The following is a 16,475-nucleotide window of genomic DNA, read 5'->3' as shown; positions in this document are numbered from 1 at the left end:
GAGTCACGCCATCTTCAACGCCCACCCAACCTCAAAGACACGCTCTCCCACAGACGACCTGACCAAGCACTACTAGGCGGCGAACCTCCGCCGCCACGCCAGGGCGACGTACACGAGCCCGATCAGGACGGGTACCTCGATCAGTGGTCCGACGACGCCCGCGAGGGCCTGCCCGCTGGTGACGCCGAACGTGGCGATGGCGACCGCGATGGCCAGCTCGAAGTTGTTCCCGGCGGCGGTGAAGGCGAGCGTCGCCGTCCGCTCGTACGCCATCCCGAGCGTCTTGCCGAGCGCGAAGCTGCCGAAGAACATCACGGCGAAGTAGGCGAGCAGCGGCAGCGCGATCCGGACGACGTCGAGCGGCCGCGAGGTGATGGCGTGCCCCTGGAGGGCGAAGAGGACGACGATGGTGAACAGCAGCCCGTACAGCGCCCACGGCCCGACCCGCGGCAGGAGCTTCGCCTCGTACGAGTCCCTGCCCATCCGTCTCTCGCCGACGCGGCGGGTGAGGAACCCGGCGACGAGCGGGACGCCGAGGAAGACGACGACGTTGAGGGCGATGTGCCACACCGACACGTCCAGGCCCTGGCCGTCGCCGAGGCCGAGCAGGCGCGGCAGCAGGTCGAGGTAGAACCAGCCGAGCAGGCTGAACGCGACGACCTGGAAGACGGAGTTGAGGGCGACCAGGACGGCGGCGGCCTCGCGGTCGCCGCAGGCGAGGTCGTTCCAGATGATGACCATGGCGATGCAGCGGGCCAGTCCGACGACGATCAGGCCGGTGCGGTACTCGGGCAGGTCAGGCAGGAAGATCCAGGCGAGCGCGAACATCACGGCCGGGCCGACGGCCCAGTTGACGACGAGCGACGACACCATGAGCCGCTTGTCGCCGGTGACCGTGTCGAGCCGGTCGTAGCGGACCTTGGCGAGGACCGGGTACATCATCACGAGCAGCCCGACGGCGATGGGCAGCGAGACGCCTCCGATCTCGACCTTGGCGAGCGCGCCGTCCAGGCCGGGCACCAGGCGGCCCAGGCCGAGGCCGACGGCCATGGCGGCGAGGATCCACACGGCGAGGTAGCGGTCGAGGGTGGACAGCTTGCCGACGATCGAGGCGTCACGGGTGCCGGGCGCCGCGGGAGCCGTCGGGGTCGTCGCCGGGGGAGCCGCCGTGGTGCCGGGTTCGGTCGTCGTGCCGGGGCCGGTGGGGGAGGTCATCAGCAGGCCCGCTTCCGGCCGGTCTCGACGGTCGTACGAGCGGTCTGCGCGAGTTCGGCGAACTGGCCCGCCAGGGCGGCGACGACGTCGGGCCTGAGCCGGTAGTACGTGAACCGCCCGCACGGCTCGGTCTCCACGACCCCGGCCTCCCGCAGCACCTTGAGGTGGTTGGAGAGGTTGGTCTGCCGGGCCCCGGTCTCCTCGACCAGGTGCGTGGTGCACAGGGTCTCGTGGGCGAGCAGGTGCACGATCTCGAGCCTGAGCGGGTCGGCGAGGACACGGATCAGGTCAGTGTCGACTGACGTCATCATGGGCTGATACTTTCACGTCCCATGACCGCTTCCAACCCCGCATCGTCCTCGTCCGCCGCACCGGCCCCGCTGGCGTCGGTCCTGTTCGTCTGCGTCCACAACGCGGGCCGCTCGCAGATGGCCGCCGGGTTCCTCACCCACCTCGCGGGCGACCGCGTCGAGGTCCGCTCGGCGGGATCGCTCCCCGGCGACCAGGTCAACCCGGCCGCCGTGGCGGCGATGAGGGAGATCGGCGTGGACATCTCCGCCGCCACCCCGAAGGCGCTCACCACCGAGGCCGTCCAGGCGTCCGACTACGTCATCACGATGGGCTGCGGCGACGCCTGCCCGGTCTTCCCCGGCAAGAAGTACCTGGACTGGTCCCTGGCGGACCCCGCCGGAAAGGGCGTCGAGGCGGTCCGCCCGATCCGCGACGCGATCAGGTCCCGCGTCGAGTCGCTGATCGCCGAGATCGACGCGGCGTAGCCCGGCGCCGCACGGCGAGGGCCACGCCAAGGGCGCGCTACGGTCACCCCCGGGGCAGCGGAAGGGGCGCGCCATGACGCGAAGAGGAGCCGAGAGGCCGCGCGCGGGAACGGGCTCGGCAACGGACTCCGGGGCGAACTCGGGCGCGGGCTCAGGGCCGGTCCTGGGACGGGCCCTGCGGGTTCTCGGTGCGTTCTCGGCCGAGCACCGGGCCATGACGTTGAGTGAGCTGTCGCGCCGGGCCGGGCTGCCGACGTCCACCGTGCACCGCATGCTCGGCGAACTCACCGCGTGGGGCGCGCTTGAGCGTGGTGACGACGGGCGCTACCGGGTCGGGCTGCGGTTGTGGGAGGTCGGCGCGCTCGCACCGCGCGGGCAGGGCCTGCGCGAGCGCGCGCTGCCGTATCTGGAAGACCTCTTCCAAGTGACCGGCGAGAACGTCCAGTTGGCGGTCCGTGAAGGGTGCGAGCTGGTCTTCGTCGAGCGGATCGCCGGTACGGGCGCCGTGCCCGTGCTCACCCGCGTCGGCGGGCGGTTCGCCCTGACCGCCACGGGCGTGGGGCTCGTCCTGCTCGCCCACGCCCCGGCCCACATACAGGAACAGGTGCTCGCCGGGCCACTGCCGCGCTTCACCGAACGCACGGTCACCGACCCGCTCACCCTCAGCCGCATGCTCGGCGACGTACGCCACGACGGCTACGCCGTCAGCGACCGTCAGGTCACGATGGACGCGGTCTCCGTCGCCGCCCCGGTGCATGGACCCGGCTCTGGTTCCGTCACCGGTACCGGCCACGTCACCGGCCCCGGCCCCGACGGTCCCGTGATCGCCGCCGTCTCGCTCGTCGTGCGGCGCGGCACCCGGCCCCCGCACTCCCTCGCGCCCCTCGTGTGCACCAGCGCCCGCGCCATCAGCCGTGCCCTCGCCGGCCCGGCCCGCTGACTCCGCGCCCGATTCCTTCCCGGCATGCGGGAAACCGCCTGTCCGCCCGGCGGGCCCGTCCGGACGATGAGGCGACACCCGTTCCCGCAGGCCCGTTTCGGGCCGGAACCGGAGCCGCATCATGACCGCCTTCATCCGCGACCAGTGGTACGTGGCCGCCTATGCCCACGAGGTCGGCCGCACCCCGCTCGGCCGCACCCTCCTCGGCGAGCCCGTCCTCCTCTACCGCACCGAGGACGGCCGCCCCGTCGCCCTCGCCGACCGGTGCGTGCACCGTCGGTTCCCGCTCTCCGAGAAGCCGAGCCGGCTCGACGGCGACCGCGTCGTCTGCGGCTACCACGGCTTCACCTACGGCCCCGACGGCCGCTGCGTGTCCGTGCCCGGCCAGCGACGCATCCCGCGCACCGCCCGGCTCACCGGCTACCCGGTCGTCGAGCAGGACGCGTTCGTATGGGTGTGGATCGGCGACCGCGACCCCGGTGACACGCTGCCCCCGCGCGCCCCCTGGCTCGACTCACCCGACCACACCGTCGTGAGCGGCATGGAACCCCTCGACGCCGACTACGGCCTCTTGGTCGACAACCTCCTCGACCTCTCCCACGAGACGTACCTCCACGGCGGCTACATCGGCACCCCCGAGGTCGCCGAGACGCCCATCACCACCGAGGTCGACGAGAAGAGCCGCGTCGTCCGCGTCAGCCGCCACATGGACGACGCCGCCTGCCCGCCCTTCTACGCCGAGTCCACCGGCATCACCGGACGCATCACCCGCCACCAGGACATCGAGTACCACGCCCCGTGCCTGTACCTGCTGCACTCGCGCGTCGCCCCGGTCGGCACCGACGAGCGGGCGTTCCACGTGGAAGTCGTCTACGGCATCACCCCGTCCACGGAACACACCACGTACGACTTCTGGGCCGTGGCCAGGGACTTCGCCCTGGACGACCAGAAGGTCACCGACTTCCTGCGCGAGAGCAACCACACCGTCGTCATGCAGGACGTCGTCGCCCTCAACGCCCTTCAGAAGGCCCTCGACACCGAGCCCCCCGGCTACCAGGAACTCTCCATCAACATCGACACCGGCGGCCTCGCCGCCCGCCGCATCCTGGCCCGCATGGCAGCGGAACCGGCCTGATGGACGCGCCGCCCCCCGCCACGCCCTCTGCCAGCGAGGTCCACCGCATCCACTGGCTCCCCGGCACCGACCACCTGCTCGCCGTCTGCCACTGCGGCGCCGAGGCCGAGTTCGACGACCCGGTCGCGCTCTGGGAGTGGCTGCTCGCCCACCCCGACGGACACCGGACACGGACGAACGAATCCCCATGACCAGCACCCCCGCCCTGCCGACCTCGCCGACCGCGGCGGCCGCGCCGAGCTCCTTGGTCCTTCGTTCCAAGGAGTCCCTCACCCCCGACATCGTCCGCCTGACCCTCACCCGGCCCGACGGCGACCCCGCCCCCCTCCCCGACTGGCGCCCCGGCGCCCACGTCGACCTCCACCTCGCGGACGGCCTCATCCGCCCCTACTCCCTCTGCTCCGACCCGGCCGACCGCAGGCGTTGGCAGGTCGCGGTGGCGCGCGAGGCGGACGGCGGCCGGGGTGGATCGGCGTACGTGCACGACGAGCTGGAACCGGGTGACGTGGTCGCGGTCCACGGCCCGCGCAACCACTTCCCGCTCGACCCCGCGCCCCGCTACCTGTTCCTCGCGGGCGGCATCGGCATCACACCGCTCCTTTCGATGCTCGCCGAGGCCGAACGGTCGGGCGCCGACTGGCAGTTGGTGTACGGGGGCCGAAGCCTCGCCGCCATGGCCTTCCGGGCGGAGCTGCTCGCGGTGTACGGCGACGCCCGCGTACGCCTCGTCCCGCAGGACACACAAGGGCTGCCGGACCTCGACGCCCTGCTCGGCACCCCACGGCCCGACACCCTCGTCTACTGCTGCGGCCCCGAGGGCCTGCTGCGCGCCGCCGAGCGACGGTGCGCGTCCTGGCCGAGGGGCACGCTCCGCACCGAACGCTTCACCCCACCCGCCCCCGGCCCGCCCCTCGCGGACGCCGCGTTCGAGGTCGAGCTCGCCCGTACCGGCACCACGCTCACCGTGCCGCCCGGCTCCTCGGTCCTTGAAACCGTCGAACAGGCGGGCGTGGACGTCCTGTTCTCATGCCGCGAGGGCACCTGCGGCACCTGCGAGACGGCTGTCCTCGACGGCACCGTCGACCACCGTGACGCCCTGCTCACGCCCGACGAACGGGCCGCGCACGACACGATGCTGATCTGCGTCTCCCGCGCGGCGGCGGCATGCCACCGCCTCGTTCTCGACCTGTGAACACGGCGGCGTCCGGGCCGGCTCCGCCCGGCCCGGACGCCGCCGCACAGCGTGCTTATCGGTTGACGCAGGTGTTGCCGAAAGCCGGGTTGAGCGCCGCGATCAGGTCGAGCGAGTTGCCGCACGCGTTGATCGGTACGTCAATGGGGACCTGGACAAGGTTGCCGGACAGCACGCCGGGGCTGCCGGCGACAAAACCCTGGGCGCTGGCGCCGCCACCGGGGCCGTCCAGTGCGGAGGCGACGGCCGCTGAACCCAGAACGGAGGTACCGGCCAGCACGGCGGCGGCCGCGAATGCGCGAAGACGCATCGTTTCTCCCGTATAGGTGAGGGAATATGACACACCTATCACACTGCGAAAGAGGGCGCGGACGCCCCAATTGGGCCGTCGGAGGGCGTGTCAGCGCCGATGCGTGCCCGACGGCTCCACCCGGACCCAGCCCCCGGCCTCCCGCGCCGGTCGCGCCGCCCGAGTGGGCCGGGCCGGGCGCGGGACCGTCCGGCCGTACGAGGTCCAGAGGCGGAGCACCGTCTCGTAGATCGGGGTGTCCGACGGCGAAGGCAGCTCCGAACGGCTCATGCGGCCCGGATACGCCGCCGGATCGCTGTTCCTCATCTCCATACCGTGGTCAACGAATCGCGCGGCGTGGGGAAACCGCGTGTTATCCCGACGCAATGTTCCGTTGCAGCAGCCGCGCCAGTCGCGGGCCGACGCGCCGCTTCAGGGCGCGCAGCGACTGCGAACGGTCCACCGCGCGGTCGATCCGGTAGTACAACTGCGGTGGCACGTACGGCAGCAGCGGCGAGTGGCGCTGGCCGAGCAGGGCGAACATCCGCTCGGGCTCAAGGCCGATGTACCGGGTGACGTTCTCGTACCAGGCGGCGCTGTGCCGCGCGGCGCTCTGCAACGGCAGCAACTCCCGCTTACGGGTGCGTTCGTAGTCGGCGAGGGCTGCCTTGAGGTCCCAGGGTCGGCTGGAGGAGCGCTCGCCCGGAGGCGACGTCCGCGTCAACGCCTCCGCCAGGGCCATGGCGTCGCGCAGCGCCGCCGTGGTGCCCGCGCCGGTCGAGTAGTGCGTGGTGTGCGCGGCGTCGCCCATCAGGACCAGATTGCCGTGCGACCACACGCGGTTGGTCACGGTCGGGAACGTCCGCCACTGCGCGGGCCCGTCGAGGTCGGTGCGGCCGAGCAGCGGATGCCCGTCGAGCGGCTCCGCGAACAGGCGGGTCAGCAGGCCGAGGGCGGCGGTGCGCGGCATGGTGTCGAGACCGAGGCCCCGCCAGGTCGCCGGGGCGCACTCGACGATGAAGGTGCTGTGCTCGCCGTCGAACCCGTATGCGTAACACCACACCCACCCGTGCCCGGTCTCGACGAACGCGAAGGTGAACGAGCGGAACACCTTGGTCGTGCCGAGCCAGACGAACCGGTTGCGGCCCTCGGTGACACGCGTGCCGAAGTGGTCCGCGTGCCGGTCGCGCAGCGTGCTGTGGGCACCGTCGGCCGCCACCACCAGGTCGGCATCGGCAGCGAGGTCGTGCGTGCTTGCGTGCGGGGGCCCGTAGGCGCTTGCGTACGTGACCCGTACGCCGAGCTCCGTCGCGCGTTCGCCCAGGACGGCCAGGAGGCTGTGGCGGCCGATCGCGAAGCCCTCGTCGCCGTGGTGCACGGTGGTGCGGTCGCCCACGTGGGCGACGCCGTCGCGCCAGCGCACCGATCGCGCCTCGATGGCGCGGGCGGAGGGCAGGTCGTGCGCCCTGAGGGTGTCGAGCATGTCGGGCCAGTAGGTGACCCCCCAGCCGTAGGTCGAGCCCGCCGGGTGTTTCTCGTGGACGGTGACGTCGATGGCGTCCGGGTCCGGTTGCCGAAGCTTCAGCAGGATGGCCAGGTAGAGACCGGCGGGGCCGCCTCCGGCACAGGTCACCTTCACGCGCGCGTACCTCCCGTACTGTGACCAAAACGTACGAATCAGCTGAATTCTTATCCTTGTCGGGAAGTATCCCAAGTATCCACGTTTGGCCCCGTTACTGAGTGTGTGTCACGACCGTTGAGCAGGTCGACGGCTGCGACCACGCGGCCGCATCTGCCAAGCAGAAGGAGAACGTGATGTCTCGCATCGCGAAGGCAGCCGGTGTCGCGCTCGGCACGGGTGCCGTGGTGCTCAGCGGCGCCGGTCTGGCGATGGCCGACGCCGGTGCCCAGGGCGCGGCCGTGGGTTCGCCGGGCGTCCTGTCGGGGAACCTGCTCCAGGTCCCCGTCCACGTGCCGGTCAACGTCTGCGGTAACACCGTGAACGTCATCGGCCTGCTGAACCCGGCGTTCGGCAACCAGTGCGTCAACACCGACGAGGGCGGCATGCCCGGTGGCCCCGGCGGCTACGGCGGCTGACACCCCTGCGTGACGGCCCCTGGCGCGAGGGCGCCGGGGGCCGTCACGCGTACCGGTACAGGTCACCGTGGTCGAGCAGGTCGTGCACGGGGGTGTCCCACGGCGGCAGCGTGTCGTTCGCCGGTACGACCTTGTCGTGCTGCGGATCACCGATCGGCGGCTCGCGCAGCGGCAGATACGGTTCCGCCTTCGGGTGGTGGGCCCGCCACCGCGACCAGCACAGGTCCACGAAGGCGTGGTGCAGCCAGAAGACCGGGTCGTTGACGGAACCGGCTCCCAGCATGTGACCGCTCACCCACCGGTGCACCCGGTTGTGGTTGTACCAGACGCGCGCGCCGCGCTCGGCCGACCATCCCTCCAGCTTGTTGCGGAAGCCGCCCGGCGAGAGCGAGTTCCACGGGTCCGTGTCGTAGACGGTCTCCCGCATGGCCTCGGCCAGCTCCGCCTTGCTCGGAAGGCCGGTCGGATCGTGGTCGGGACGGCCGAAGTCCCGCATCAGGAAGTCGCCGTCGGTGACGGACTCCGTGATGTCCCAGTGGCCGTGCCGCCGGGCGAACGGGCCCGTGGTCACCTGGTGGTCGGAGCGGCGGCCGTTGCCGCCCAGGAAGTCGTTGGCCCACAGCGACACGGCGGGCGTACGGTCCACGGTCCAGTCCCAGTACGGGACCGAGACGCCCGGATCGACCCTCTGCAGCGCCCGCTCGAACTCCAGCAGGAACTTGCGGTGCCAGGGCAGGAACGACGGCGCCATGTGCGCCACGCGCGTCCGTCCCTCGCCGTCACCCAGGTAGAACTCGATGTGCGTGCGCACGAACTCGTCGTACCTGCCCTGCCGTTTGAGGGTCAGCACCGCGTCCACGAAGCGCCGTTTCTGCGCCTTGGTGAGCGTGCGCTGGTTCTGCCGGACCGTCTTCGCCGCCATGGTCTTCCCCTCAGATCCTCGCGCGGAGAGCCTGGTGGCCGATCTCCTCGACCGCCGCCCGGGTCGCCGCCAGCGCCGTGGGATAGGTGGCGTAGTGGTCGACCATGCTCATGTAGGTGCCGTCGGCCCGGCGCATGAGGTGCAGCCGGCGCCCGTCCACGGTGACCCGCCACGCGGGCGTTCCGTCGACCTCGGAACCGGGCACCGCCGCGCCCACGATGCGGCGGCCCAGGTACGTCTCGTCGAACGCCGCCGCCGCTGCGCCGCCGGCCGCCGTGGGGGCGCGGCCCTCGGAGCCGGTGACCGCGGTGCGCAGCGCGAACGTGGCGGTGGTGCCGGCGGCGCCGCCGAGCAGCAGCAGGGCCAGGGTGCGGCGGGTCAGGAGCGGGCGTGCTCCGCCCGGGGCGGCGCCGGTGACGGACGCGTTCGGGTTCACGGCCTTCTCCTTCAGCGGACGGCGGGCAACGGGCAGAGGCAGAGGTGGGGCCGGGTGGCCCCACCCGGGGTGGTCAGGCCCGGCGTCAGTGGACCGCCACGTCCGCGCCCGGCCGGGCCTGCACGTCCGGGGCGCCGAGGGCGAGCTGCGGCGCCGACACGTCCGGCACGCCGAGGCGTTCGGCGCGGGGGCCGGTCAGCGGCGGGTTGACCGATGCGCCCGCGGTCTCCGTGTGCACGGCGGAGCCCTCGGTGCTCACGCCGACCCGGTCGAGGTCCTGGCTGGCCACGAGACTCGGCAGCGGCACCTCGGCGTGGGTGGCGGGCAGTTCGGTGCCCAGCGGCAGCTTCGGCACGAGGCCCTGCGGCAGCACGTGGCTCTTCTCGAACCGGGGCCCCTCGGGCGTGCCGGGCGTCAGCAGGGGAGCCGCGGTGCTCACGTCGGGAACGTCCGTCTGCAGCGCGCTCTCCAGCCCGCCGAGCGGCACGGTCACGGGCACCTGTTCCGCCGCCACGGCGGGGGAGGCACCCGCGGCGCCGGCGGCCGCCGCGACGCAGCCGGCCAGGACGGCGAGAGTTCCTCTTACGTTGATGCTCATTCCGGGTGGTCCCCTTCAAGTCGGGATGGTGGCACATCTGGGTAACGACCGTCCGGCAGCGGCAGCGCGGAATTCCCCCGGCGGAACCAATTCGCCGGGTTCAGCTCGTCCAGAAATCCCACCAGCGAGTGAGGATGAGCAGGCTGATTCCCGCGATGTGCAGTACGGGCGGCACCCACGGGAAATCCGTGAAGAACGTACGCGTCCAGGACGGCGCCGGCAGAAATCCGTTGCGGATGTTGAAGGCGGCGAGGCGCCAGAACAGCACGATCGTGGCGACCCAGGCCAGGCAGCACCACAGGCACAGGGCGCCGATCCGGTACAGCGACTCGAACTGCAGCCAGCTCACGAAGCCGACGCCGAAGAGGCTGCCCGCCTGGAAGACCAGCCAGTACCAGCGGGGGAAGCGCGCCCCGGTGAGCAGGCTCGCGCCCACGCAGATCACCACGCCGTACGCGACGAGCCCCAGCATCGGGTTGGGGAACCCGAAGACCGACGCCTGCGCGCTCTTCATGATGTTCCCGCAGGAGATCACGGGGTTGAGGCTGCAACCGGGCGTGAAGTTCGGGTCCTGCATCAGCTTGAACTTGTCGAGGGTGATGACCCAGGAGGCGAGCACCCCGGCGGCCCCGGTCAGGACGAGCAGGACCGCGAGGGCCGGGCCCGCGCCGACGCGGGCCGGCGCCTGCCCGGCGCCCGGTCCCGCCTGGCGCGGAACGGCGGCTGTTGCTTCTCGGTGGTCGGTACTCACTGAACCTCCTGGTGGAACTCGGCGCGACAGGCGCGTACGGCGCGCTTAGCGTCGATCACGTCCCCACACGCAAGACGGAGAGGATTTCTCCTGTGAAGAAGACTGTTCGGCGGGCCTCGGTGGCCGCCCTGATCGCTGTCGCAGCCGCCCTTCCGCTCGCCGGTGCGGCGCAGGCCGCTCCGGCTCACGCACCGGCCGCGGCGGCCGTGTCGTCCGCCCATCCCTGCGGGTACGACTGGCCGTGTCACGGTGGCTGGTTCCACGACCACGACCACAACCTGCTCGGCTTGGATCTCGACCTGCTCTGAGCGGTTCGTGGCGACGTGTCCACCGCCTCGGCGGCGGGCACGTCGCCGTGCGTGTGACGGGGCGTGCGCGTGACCGGCGTGGGAGGGGCGTCAGGCGCGGATGCGCCGGATGGGCAGCAGGCAGTGCGCGGCGTTGGTCAGGGTCGCCTCGTCGCCCGCGAACGCCCGCAGCTGCTCGTCGCTGACGGGCTGTCCCGGCGTCGCCTCGGGCCACGGCCGGGTGGTGAACATGAAGTACGCCGTCCCGCGCTCCTCGGCCGCGGCGAGCCACTCGGGCGGCACCGGGCACTGGGCGTTGAGCAGCGGCATCGAGACGACGGCCTGGCCGGCCTCGACGAGCAGGGAGACGGGGAAGCTCGGATGTTCCGCCCCGTTGTGGACGGTCTCGCCCACGGTGAGGCCGTTGTTGACCAGCAGGGTGCGTACGGCTTTCTCGGTGCCTTCGGGGCCCGCGGGGGAATCTCCCATGGAGTAGGCGAGGAGGTAAGGCATGTCGCCTTCGTCGTCCTCGGTGACGTGCTGCCCGCTCCAGGGGATGACGGCCATGGTGCCCAGGTCCGCGGGGTGGAGTGTGGTCTCGGTGCTCGACGTTGAAGTCACCCGCCGAAGACTAGCCAGAGGAGAGCCCGTGACCTGACGTGCTGTCACCCCATTGGCTCAACGGGTCCCACGGGAGCGTGACATGCCGAAGACCGGTTCATGAACGTACGTTCCGAACCGGTCTTCGATACATGGCTCAAAGGGCGTCAGACGCCGGGCGCCGACCGCGTGGGAGGCGTGGGCGGCGGCGCCGGGAACGGACGGTCAGCCGACCGGGAGGCCGCCGAGCAGGCTGCCCGCCGCGTTCGCGCCACCGGGGTTCACGCCGTGCGCGGCCTTGGAGACCGTGCCGACGACACCGCCGTCGTTCTTGGGGTCGAGCAGGTTGCTGTCCACCGGCGCGGCATCGAGCGTCGACTGGCTGGTGATCGTGTCCAAGGCGCCGTTGAGGCTCATCGGAGTGAGGTCGGAGGCAAAGGCGGGAGCGGCGGCACCGGCGATCACCATGGAACCGGCGACAACGGCAGCGGCCTTCATAGCCTTCATTGTTTTTCCCTTCTTCGACGACTCTTCTGTCGTCGGCCTGGAACAGTCGAGGATTCGCCGCGAGCGGCATTCGATCCACTCAACGAGCGGTGGGGCGTACGGAAACCCCGCGGCGCCTAAATATGACCGGTGGGCGGCCCGGCACGGGCCGCCCACCGGTCGTCGCGGTGCCGCTACGGCAGCGAGGGCAGACCCGACGCCGCGGGTACCGACGGCAGGCCGGAGGTCGGCAGCGACGGCAGCGCCGAGGTCGGCGAGCTGGGAAGCGACGGCGTCGACGGCAGCGAGGGCGTCGACGGCAGCGACGGGAGCGGGGGCAGGCCCGGCAGGTTCGGGGCCGGCAGGCCGCTGCCGAGGAGCGTGGCGGCGACGACGTTGACGAGCGCGGTGACCACGGCGGTCGCCTGCGTGCCGACGGCCGTCGCGTCACCGGCCGTCGCGGCCTTCACGAGCGCGTCGACGGCGGACTGGAGTGCGGTGAGGGCGTCGGACTTCACGTCCATGAGCGCCTTCGTGCTGCGCGGAGCCTTGGCGTCGAGGTCGGTGGCCGGGGTCGGCGCCAGGGAGGACACGCTTGAGGGCGGCGTCGGAGGTGCGGCAGAGGGGGCCGTCGAAGGCAGTGCGGAAGAGGTCGAGTCGGCCGCGGGAGGCTGCGAGTGGGCCTGGGATTTGGCCGTGCTGATGGCTTCGTCGATCTGGTTGGTCAGGCGCGTCGCGTCGGCGGCCGGGAGCTTTCCGCCGTCCGCCTTGAGGACCGTGGTGAGCAGACCGCTCACCGGGGTGAGGACGCCGCCGGTGTCGCCGAGCGCCTTCACCTGCGAGAGCAGGGCGCCGGCGTTCGGCACGGGCGCGTCGGAGGCCACTTCCGTGCGGCTGGCGACGTGCTCACTGGCGGCGTGCGCGGCGATCACGGGAGATGCCACGCCGATGAGGACGGACGCGCAGAGAGCGGAGGTCGCGAGGCGCCGTACGGGCAATGCGGGCATGTTTTTCCCTTTCAAGGGTGTGTCGGTGCTTGAGTTCTCACCGTCGGACGCCCCTCTACGCCCTGCAACCGAACAGCCGCCCTCCGTGTCGGCCGACCGCCATGTGGGGGACGGCGGGGTAGGGGCGCGGGGAAAAACGGGAGCGGCCGCCCCTCGCAGGAGGAGCGGCCGCGGAAGAGCCCGGGGGTACCCGTCAGGCGTTGGTGCAGGTGTTGCCGAACGCCGGGTTCAGCAGGCCGATGACGTTGACGGTGTTACCGCAGACGTTGACCGGCACGTGGATCGGGACCTGCAGCTCGTTGCCGGAGGCGACGCCGGGGGAGCCGGCGGCGGTGCCGTGCGCGCCGGCGTCGGCGGCGGCGATACCGGCGCTGCCGGCGACAGCGGCGGCGGCCACAGCGGAGAAGACGACTGCCTTCGCGGTACGCGACATGAAAGTTGCTCCTTGGGGGTCGTTCTGGTCGACCAGGGCGGCTGCCTGGCCTGGCTCTGGATGCAACGCGAAGACCCTGCCAACAGTTTCGGCTCCGAACGGGTGAATATCCGTTAGGTCATTGAAGTGCGTCGCAGCAGTTCCACGCGAGCCGGACGTCAATTTCACAACTCCAACACACACGGTGGGTCGCGTGAAACAGACGGTCCGATCGCTACTGTTGGCCCCTCCCTGTTCGGGCGATTACCGGAACGAGGGGCTGACGAATAAGTATTACTTGAGTATTTCCCTCTGGAAGGGAAGCGAGCCGTGCTGAAAATCAAGAGCTGTCTGACGGCGGGGCTGCTGGCGCTGGCGGCGTTCGCCGTGCCGGGCCGGGCGACGGCGACGGCACCGGCCACGGCGACCGACGCCCCGCCCGCCCCGCCGAAGGAGCGGCAGCGGGTCCCCTTCACGGACCGCTACGACGCCGTGCTGCACGGCGGAGTCGTCCGCGCGGCCAACGCGGCCATCACCTGCCGCGGCGCCGACTCCGTGAAGAACGTGCCCTGCTCGGCGGCGCGTTCGGGCGCGCGGGCCGCCAACGGCGACTTCGACATGTTCTACACGGACGTCGACCACGACCCGAACACGTACAACTCCAGCAGCGCCGAGCTCCGCGTCCCCCGGGGCGCGCGGGTCACGTACGCGCGCCTGTACTGGGGCGGAAACCTCAGGGTCGGCGAGCAGAAGCCGCCGCGCGACGACGGGCGCGTGCTGATCGCCGAGCCGGGCGGCGCCTACAAGCAGGTCCTCGCCGACACCGTGGTCGGACACCGCACCGCCCGCGGCGCCGACGCCTACCAGGCGTCCGCGGACGTCACCGGACTCGTACGGGCCAGCGGCTCGGGCGCGTACACGGTGGCGCAGATCAACGTCGCGATGGGACGCAGCGCCGCCGGGGCCTGGGGCGGCTGGACGCTCGTGGCCGCCTACGAGAAGCCGTCCGAGCCGCTGCGCCACGTGTTCCTGACGGACGGGTTCGACGCGGTCGGCGCGGGCGCGGACGCCCAGGCGTTCCACGTGAAGGCCCCCTACCCGAAGGGGGCGCACGGCTACGCCGGGCTCGTCGCCTACAACGGCGACCGCGGCACCACCGGCGACTCCCTGACGGTACGCGGCACGGGCGGGCCGCGCGTCGCCCTGTCGGACGGGGCCGACCCGGCCGACGACGTCCTCAACTCGACGATCAGCGGGCCCGGTTCGCGCCCGTTCGCGCGCGTGCCCGCCTACGAGAACACGCTCGGCTACGACTCCGACGTGTTCCCGCTCGACCGGGCGCTCGCCCGCGGCGGCCGGGCCCTGGACTTCAGGCTCGCCGCCGCCGGTGACCGGGCCTGGGCCGGTGTCCTGTTCGGCGCGGTCGACGCCGAGGGCGCCGCCGAGGCCCGTTCCTAGCCCACAGCCCGAACCGCTTCGGCGAAATGCGAACAGGAGGCGATGCATGTGACGTCCGGGACCCGGACACCGAGCGTCCTGCATGTGACGCAGCCCGTCGACGGGGGAGTGGCACGCGTGGTCGCCGACCTCGCGCGCGGTCAACAGGCCGCCGGGATACGGGTCGTCGTGGCGTGCCCGCCCTCCGGCGCGCTGCCCGGCCTCGTACGCGAGGCGGGGTGCGAGCACATCGCCTGGCACGCGACCCGTTCCCCGGGCCCCACCGTGCCCCGCGAGACACACCGCCTCGCCGCGATCGTGGACCGGGTGCGGCCCGACGTCGTGCACGCCCACAGCGCCAAGGCGGGCCTCGCCGCCCGCCTGGCCGTCCGCGGCCGCACGCCCACCGTCTTCCAGCCGCACGCCTGGTCGTTCGAGGCCGTCACCGGCGCCGGGGCGCGGGCGGCCCTGAAATGGGAGCGCTTCGCCACGCGCTGGACGAGCCGCCTGGTCTGCGTCAGCCGCGCCGAACACCGCACGGGCACCGCCCACGGCATCGAACCGCCCTGGACCCTCGTGCCCAACGGCGTCGACCTGCACCGCTTTTGCCCGGGGCCGCCCGCGGGCACCGCCGCCGCGCTCACCAGCGCCACCCGCCCGCTCGTCGTCTGCGTCGGCCGCCTGTGCCGCCAGAAGGGCCAGGACGTCCTGGTGGACGCGTGGCGCGAGGTGGTGCGTGAGGTGCCGGACGCCCGGCTCGTCCTGGTCGGGGACGGCCCGGACGGCGCACGGCTGCGGGCGGCGGCGCCCGCCTCGGTCTCGTTCGCCGGACCCGTCGCCGACCCGGTGCCCTGGTACCGGGCCGCGCGCCTGCTCGTCCTGCCGTCCCGCTGGGAGGGCATGGCGCTGGCACCTCTTGAGGCCATGGCCTGCGGCAGCCCGGTCGTGGTCACGGACGTGGCGGGGGCGCGCGAGAGCCTGCCGCCGGGGCTCGCGGAGGCGGGCCTGGTGCCTCCGCAGGACGCGCACGCCCTGGCCCGCGCGCTTGTCGCACTACTGCGCGCCCCCGAGCGTCTGACCGCTCTCGGCCTCGAAGCCCACCAGCACGCGCACGCCCACCACGACGTGCGGCGCACCGTCGCCGCGATGGCGGACGTGTACGGCGACGTCCTGGGCCAGCAGTCCACCGCGCACAGGGAGCCGATCACCACGTGACCCCGGAACGCACTGCCACCTCATCGGCCAGCGGTTCATCCGTGGGCAGGCCGCCGTCGGCGGCGGAACCCGGCGCGCTCGGCACGGTCGTCGCCCAGCGGACGGCCGCGGCCCGCGCCAAGGTGCCGCACAGCGCCGCCGGCGGGCCCGACCGCTCGTACCGCGCGGTCCTGGTCGCGGCGGACGCGGGCACCGCGCTCGCCGCCGCGGGGCCCGTCGCCGGACTCCCGGGGCCGCGTCCCGCGCTCGTCGCCGCGCTCGTCGCCGCGTTCGTGCTGCTCGTGCTCGCGTTGCAGCGGGGCGCGGGGCTCTACCGGCGGGTCGGGGAGCGGTACGTGCTCGACGAGGCACCCGCCGTCGCCGGGCGTCTCGTCGTCGCCTGGTGCGCGCTGACCGCCGTCTGCGCCGCGCTGCCCGTGCTGGCGGAGCCCACCGCGGAATCGGTGGTGCGGGGCTGTGCGCTGCACGTCGTGCTCGCCGTGGCGGTGCGCGCGCTCGTCTACCGGCGCCGCAGACGCGCGCTCGTACGCCACCCCTGCCCGACGCTGCTCGTGGGCCCCGAGTCCGTGGCGGCACCGGTCGCCGCCGCGCTGCAACGCCACCCGCTCAGCGGCGTCCGCCCGGTCGGGATCGTCGGCGACCCCCAACCGTCCGGGGACGCCGAGCCGACCGGCCCCGCC

21 protein-coding genes and 1 pseudogene are annotated in these 16,475 nt (G+C 72.5%); 10 read left to right on the top strand and 12 right to left on the bottom strand.

Features of this window, described 5'->3' with window-relative positions; all coding sequences use genetic code 11:
- Window positions 1–72: 72 nt before the first annotated feature.
- Together arsB and OFY01_RS06645 are read right to left on the bottom strand one after the other, a co-directional pair.
- Window positions 73–1,215 (bottom strand): ACR3 family arsenite efflux transporter, encoded by a 1,143-nt coding sequence (gene arsB / locus OFY01_RS06650; RefSeq protein ID WP_266597253.1) that lies wholly within the window; start codon window positions 1,213–1,215, stop codon window positions 73–75.
- Entirely contained in the window at window positions 1,215–1,526 is a 312-nt protein-coding gene (locus tag OFY01_RS06645; protein ID WP_266597251.1) for an ArsR/SmtB family transcription factor, read from the bottom strand. Before OFY01_RS06645 ends, arsB begins: the two co-directional genes overlap by 1 nt.
- Before the next feature lie 21 nt (window positions 1,527–1,547).
- On the opposite strand from OFY01_RS06645, the gene OFY01_RS06640 reads away from it, so the two are divergent.
- The 5 genes from OFY01_RS06640 to OFY01_RS06620 all read left to right on the top strand — a co-directional run bounded on the left by OFY01_RS06640 (window position 1,548) and on the right by OFY01_RS06620 (window position 5,258).
- Entirely contained in the window at window positions 1,548–1,991 is a 444-nt protein-coding gene (locus OFY01_RS06640) for an arsenate reductase ArsC (RefSeq protein WP_266597249.1), read from the top strand.
- 73 nt (window positions 1,992–2,064) lie between these two features.
- On the top strand, window positions 2,065–2,931 hold the full coding sequence (locus OFY01_RS06635) for an IclR family transcriptional regulator (RefSeq protein ID WP_266597246.1): 867 nt from the start codon (window positions 2,065–2,067) through the stop codon (window positions 2,929–2,931).
- A gap of 121 nt (window positions 2,932–3,052) precedes the next feature.
- Window positions 3,053–4,066: an aromatic ring-hydroxylating dioxygenase subunit alpha gene (locus OFY01_RS06630; RefSeq protein WP_266597244.1), complete on the top strand. Its 1,014-nt coding sequence runs from the start codon at window positions 3,053–3,055 to the stop codon at window positions 4,064–4,066.
- Complete coding sequence (locus tag OFY01_RS06625; RefSeq protein WP_266597242.1) at window positions 4,066–4,257, top strand: hypothetical protein; 192 nt, start codon at window positions 4,066–4,068, stop codon at window positions 4,255–4,257. The genes OFY01_RS06630 and OFY01_RS06625 overlap by 1 nt, the downstream gene beginning before the upstream one ends.
- Window positions 4,254–5,258, top strand: coding sequence for a PDR/VanB family oxidoreductase (locus OFY01_RS06620; RefSeq protein WP_266597240.1), 1,005 nt, complete (start codon window positions 4,254–4,256; stop codon window positions 5,256–5,258). Before OFY01_RS06625 ends, OFY01_RS06620 begins: the two co-directional genes overlap by 4 nt.
- A 55-nt stretch (window positions 5,259–5,313) precedes the next feature.
- Here OFY01_RS06620 and OFY01_RS06615 read toward each other — a convergent pair whose 3' ends face one another.
- Window positions 5,314–5,568 (bottom strand): chaplin, encoded by a 255-nt coding sequence (locus OFY01_RS06615; RefSeq protein WP_266597238.1) that lies wholly within the window; start codon window positions 5,566–5,568, stop codon window positions 5,314–5,316.
- A gap of 352 nt (window positions 5,569–5,920) precedes the next feature.
- Window positions 5,921–7,186, bottom strand: coding sequence for an FAD-dependent monooxygenase (locus OFY01_RS06610; RefSeq protein WP_266597236.1), 1,266 nt, complete (start codon window positions 7,184–7,186; stop codon window positions 5,921–5,923).
- A gap of 176 nt (window positions 7,187–7,362) precedes the next feature.
- Here OFY01_RS06610 and OFY01_RS06605 point away from each other — a divergent pair, with 176 nt between their 5' ends.
- The gene (locus OFY01_RS06605; RefSeq protein ID WP_266597234.1) at window positions 7,363–7,644 is read left to right on the top strand and encodes a chaplin; all 282 of its coding nucleotides are present in this window, start codon (window positions 7,363–7,365) and stop codon (window positions 7,642–7,644) included.
- Window positions 7,645–7,687: 43 nt separating this feature from the next.
- Here OFY01_RS06605 and OFY01_RS06600 read toward each other — a convergent pair whose 3' ends face one another.
- From OFY01_RS06600 to OFY01_RS06585, 4 genes are all read right to left on the bottom strand, one after another.
- Window positions 7,688–8,566 (bottom strand): tyrosinase family protein, encoded by an 879-nt coding sequence (locus tag OFY01_RS06600; protein WP_266597232.1) that lies wholly within the window; start codon window positions 8,564–8,566, stop codon window positions 7,688–7,690.
- 10 nt (window positions 8,567–8,576) lie between these two features.
- Complete coding sequence (locus OFY01_RS06595; RefSeq protein ID WP_266597230.1) at window positions 8,577–9,002, bottom strand: tyrosinase family oxidase copper chaperone; 426 nt, start codon at window positions 9,000–9,002, stop codon at window positions 8,577–8,579.
- An 85-nt stretch (window positions 9,003–9,087) separates the two neighbouring features.
- Window positions 9,088–9,600: a hypothetical protein gene (locus OFY01_RS06590; protein WP_266597228.1), complete on the bottom strand. Its 513-nt coding sequence runs from the start codon at window positions 9,598–9,600 to the stop codon at window positions 9,088–9,090.
- 100 nt (window positions 9,601–9,700) lie between these two features.
- Complete coding sequence (locus tag OFY01_RS06585) at window positions 9,701–10,246, bottom strand: vitamin K epoxide reductase family protein (protein ID WP_266597257.1); 546 nt, start codon at window positions 10,244–10,246, stop codon at window positions 9,701–9,703.
- A gap of 197 nt (window positions 10,247–10,443) precedes the next feature.
- Between OFY01_RS06585 and OFY01_RS06580 the strand changes: the two genes are divergently transcribed.
- Window positions 10,444–10,659, top strand: coding sequence for a hypothetical protein (locus OFY01_RS06580; protein ID WP_266597226.1), 216 nt, complete (start codon window positions 10,444–10,446; stop codon window positions 10,657–10,659).
- A 90-nt stretch (window positions 10,660–10,749) separates the two neighbouring features.
- On the opposite strand, the gene OFY01_RS06575 is transcribed toward OFY01_RS06580, so the two are convergent.
- The 4 genes from OFY01_RS06575 to OFY01_RS06560 form a co-directional block, all read right to left on the bottom strand.
- Window positions 10,750–11,259, bottom strand: coding sequence for a DUF5949 family protein (locus OFY01_RS06575; protein ID WP_266597224.1), 510 nt, complete (start codon window positions 11,257–11,259; stop codon window positions 10,750–10,752).
- Window positions 11,260–11,463: 204 nt separating this feature from the next.
- Window positions 11,464–11,745, bottom strand: a complete 282-nt coding sequence (locus OFY01_RS06570) for a hypothetical protein (RefSeq protein WP_266597222.1) — start codon at window positions 11,743–11,745, stop codon at window positions 11,464–11,466.
- A 173-nt stretch (window positions 11,746–11,918) separates the two neighbouring features.
- Complete coding sequence (locus OFY01_RS06565; RefSeq protein ID WP_266597221.1) at window positions 11,919–12,731, bottom strand: hypothetical protein; 813 nt, start codon at window positions 12,729–12,731, stop codon at window positions 11,919–11,921.
- A gap of 193 nt (window positions 12,732–12,924) precedes the next feature.
- Complete coding sequence (locus tag OFY01_RS06560; RefSeq protein ID WP_266597219.1) at window positions 12,925–13,164, bottom strand: chaplin; 240 nt, start codon at window positions 13,162–13,164, stop codon at window positions 12,925–12,927.
- Between the two features lie 318 nt (window positions 13,165–13,482).
- Here OFY01_RS06560 and OFY01_RS06555 point away from each other — a divergent pair, with 318 nt between their 5' ends.
- The 3 genes and pseudogenes from OFY01_RS06555 to OFY01_RS06545 form a co-directional block, all read left to right on the top strand.
- Window positions 13,483–14,601 (top strand): DUF3344 domain-containing protein, encoded by a 1,119-nt coding sequence (locus OFY01_RS06555; RefSeq protein WP_407700289.1) that lies wholly within the window; start codon window positions 13,483–13,485, stop codon window positions 14,599–14,601.
- A gap of 42 nt (window positions 14,602–14,643) precedes the next feature.
- Window positions 14,644–15,795, top strand: a complete 1,152-nt coding sequence (locus OFY01_RS06550; protein WP_407700288.1) for a glycosyltransferase — start codon at window positions 14,644–14,646, stop codon at window positions 15,793–15,795.
- A 41-nt stretch (window positions 15,796–15,836) separates the two neighbouring features.
- Window positions 15,837–16,475, top strand: a pseudogene (locus OFY01_RS06545) (transferase); the annotation flags it as partial.

The sequence above is a fragment of the Streptomyces beihaiensis genome (assembly GCF_026274175.1).
Classification (GTDB): domain Bacteria; phylum Actinomycetota; class Actinomycetes; order Streptomycetales; family Streptomycetaceae; genus Streptomyces; species Streptomyces beihaiensis.
Note: the sequence above shows the minus strand (reverse complement) of the source record. Positions and strands in the feature narration are given on the sequence as shown.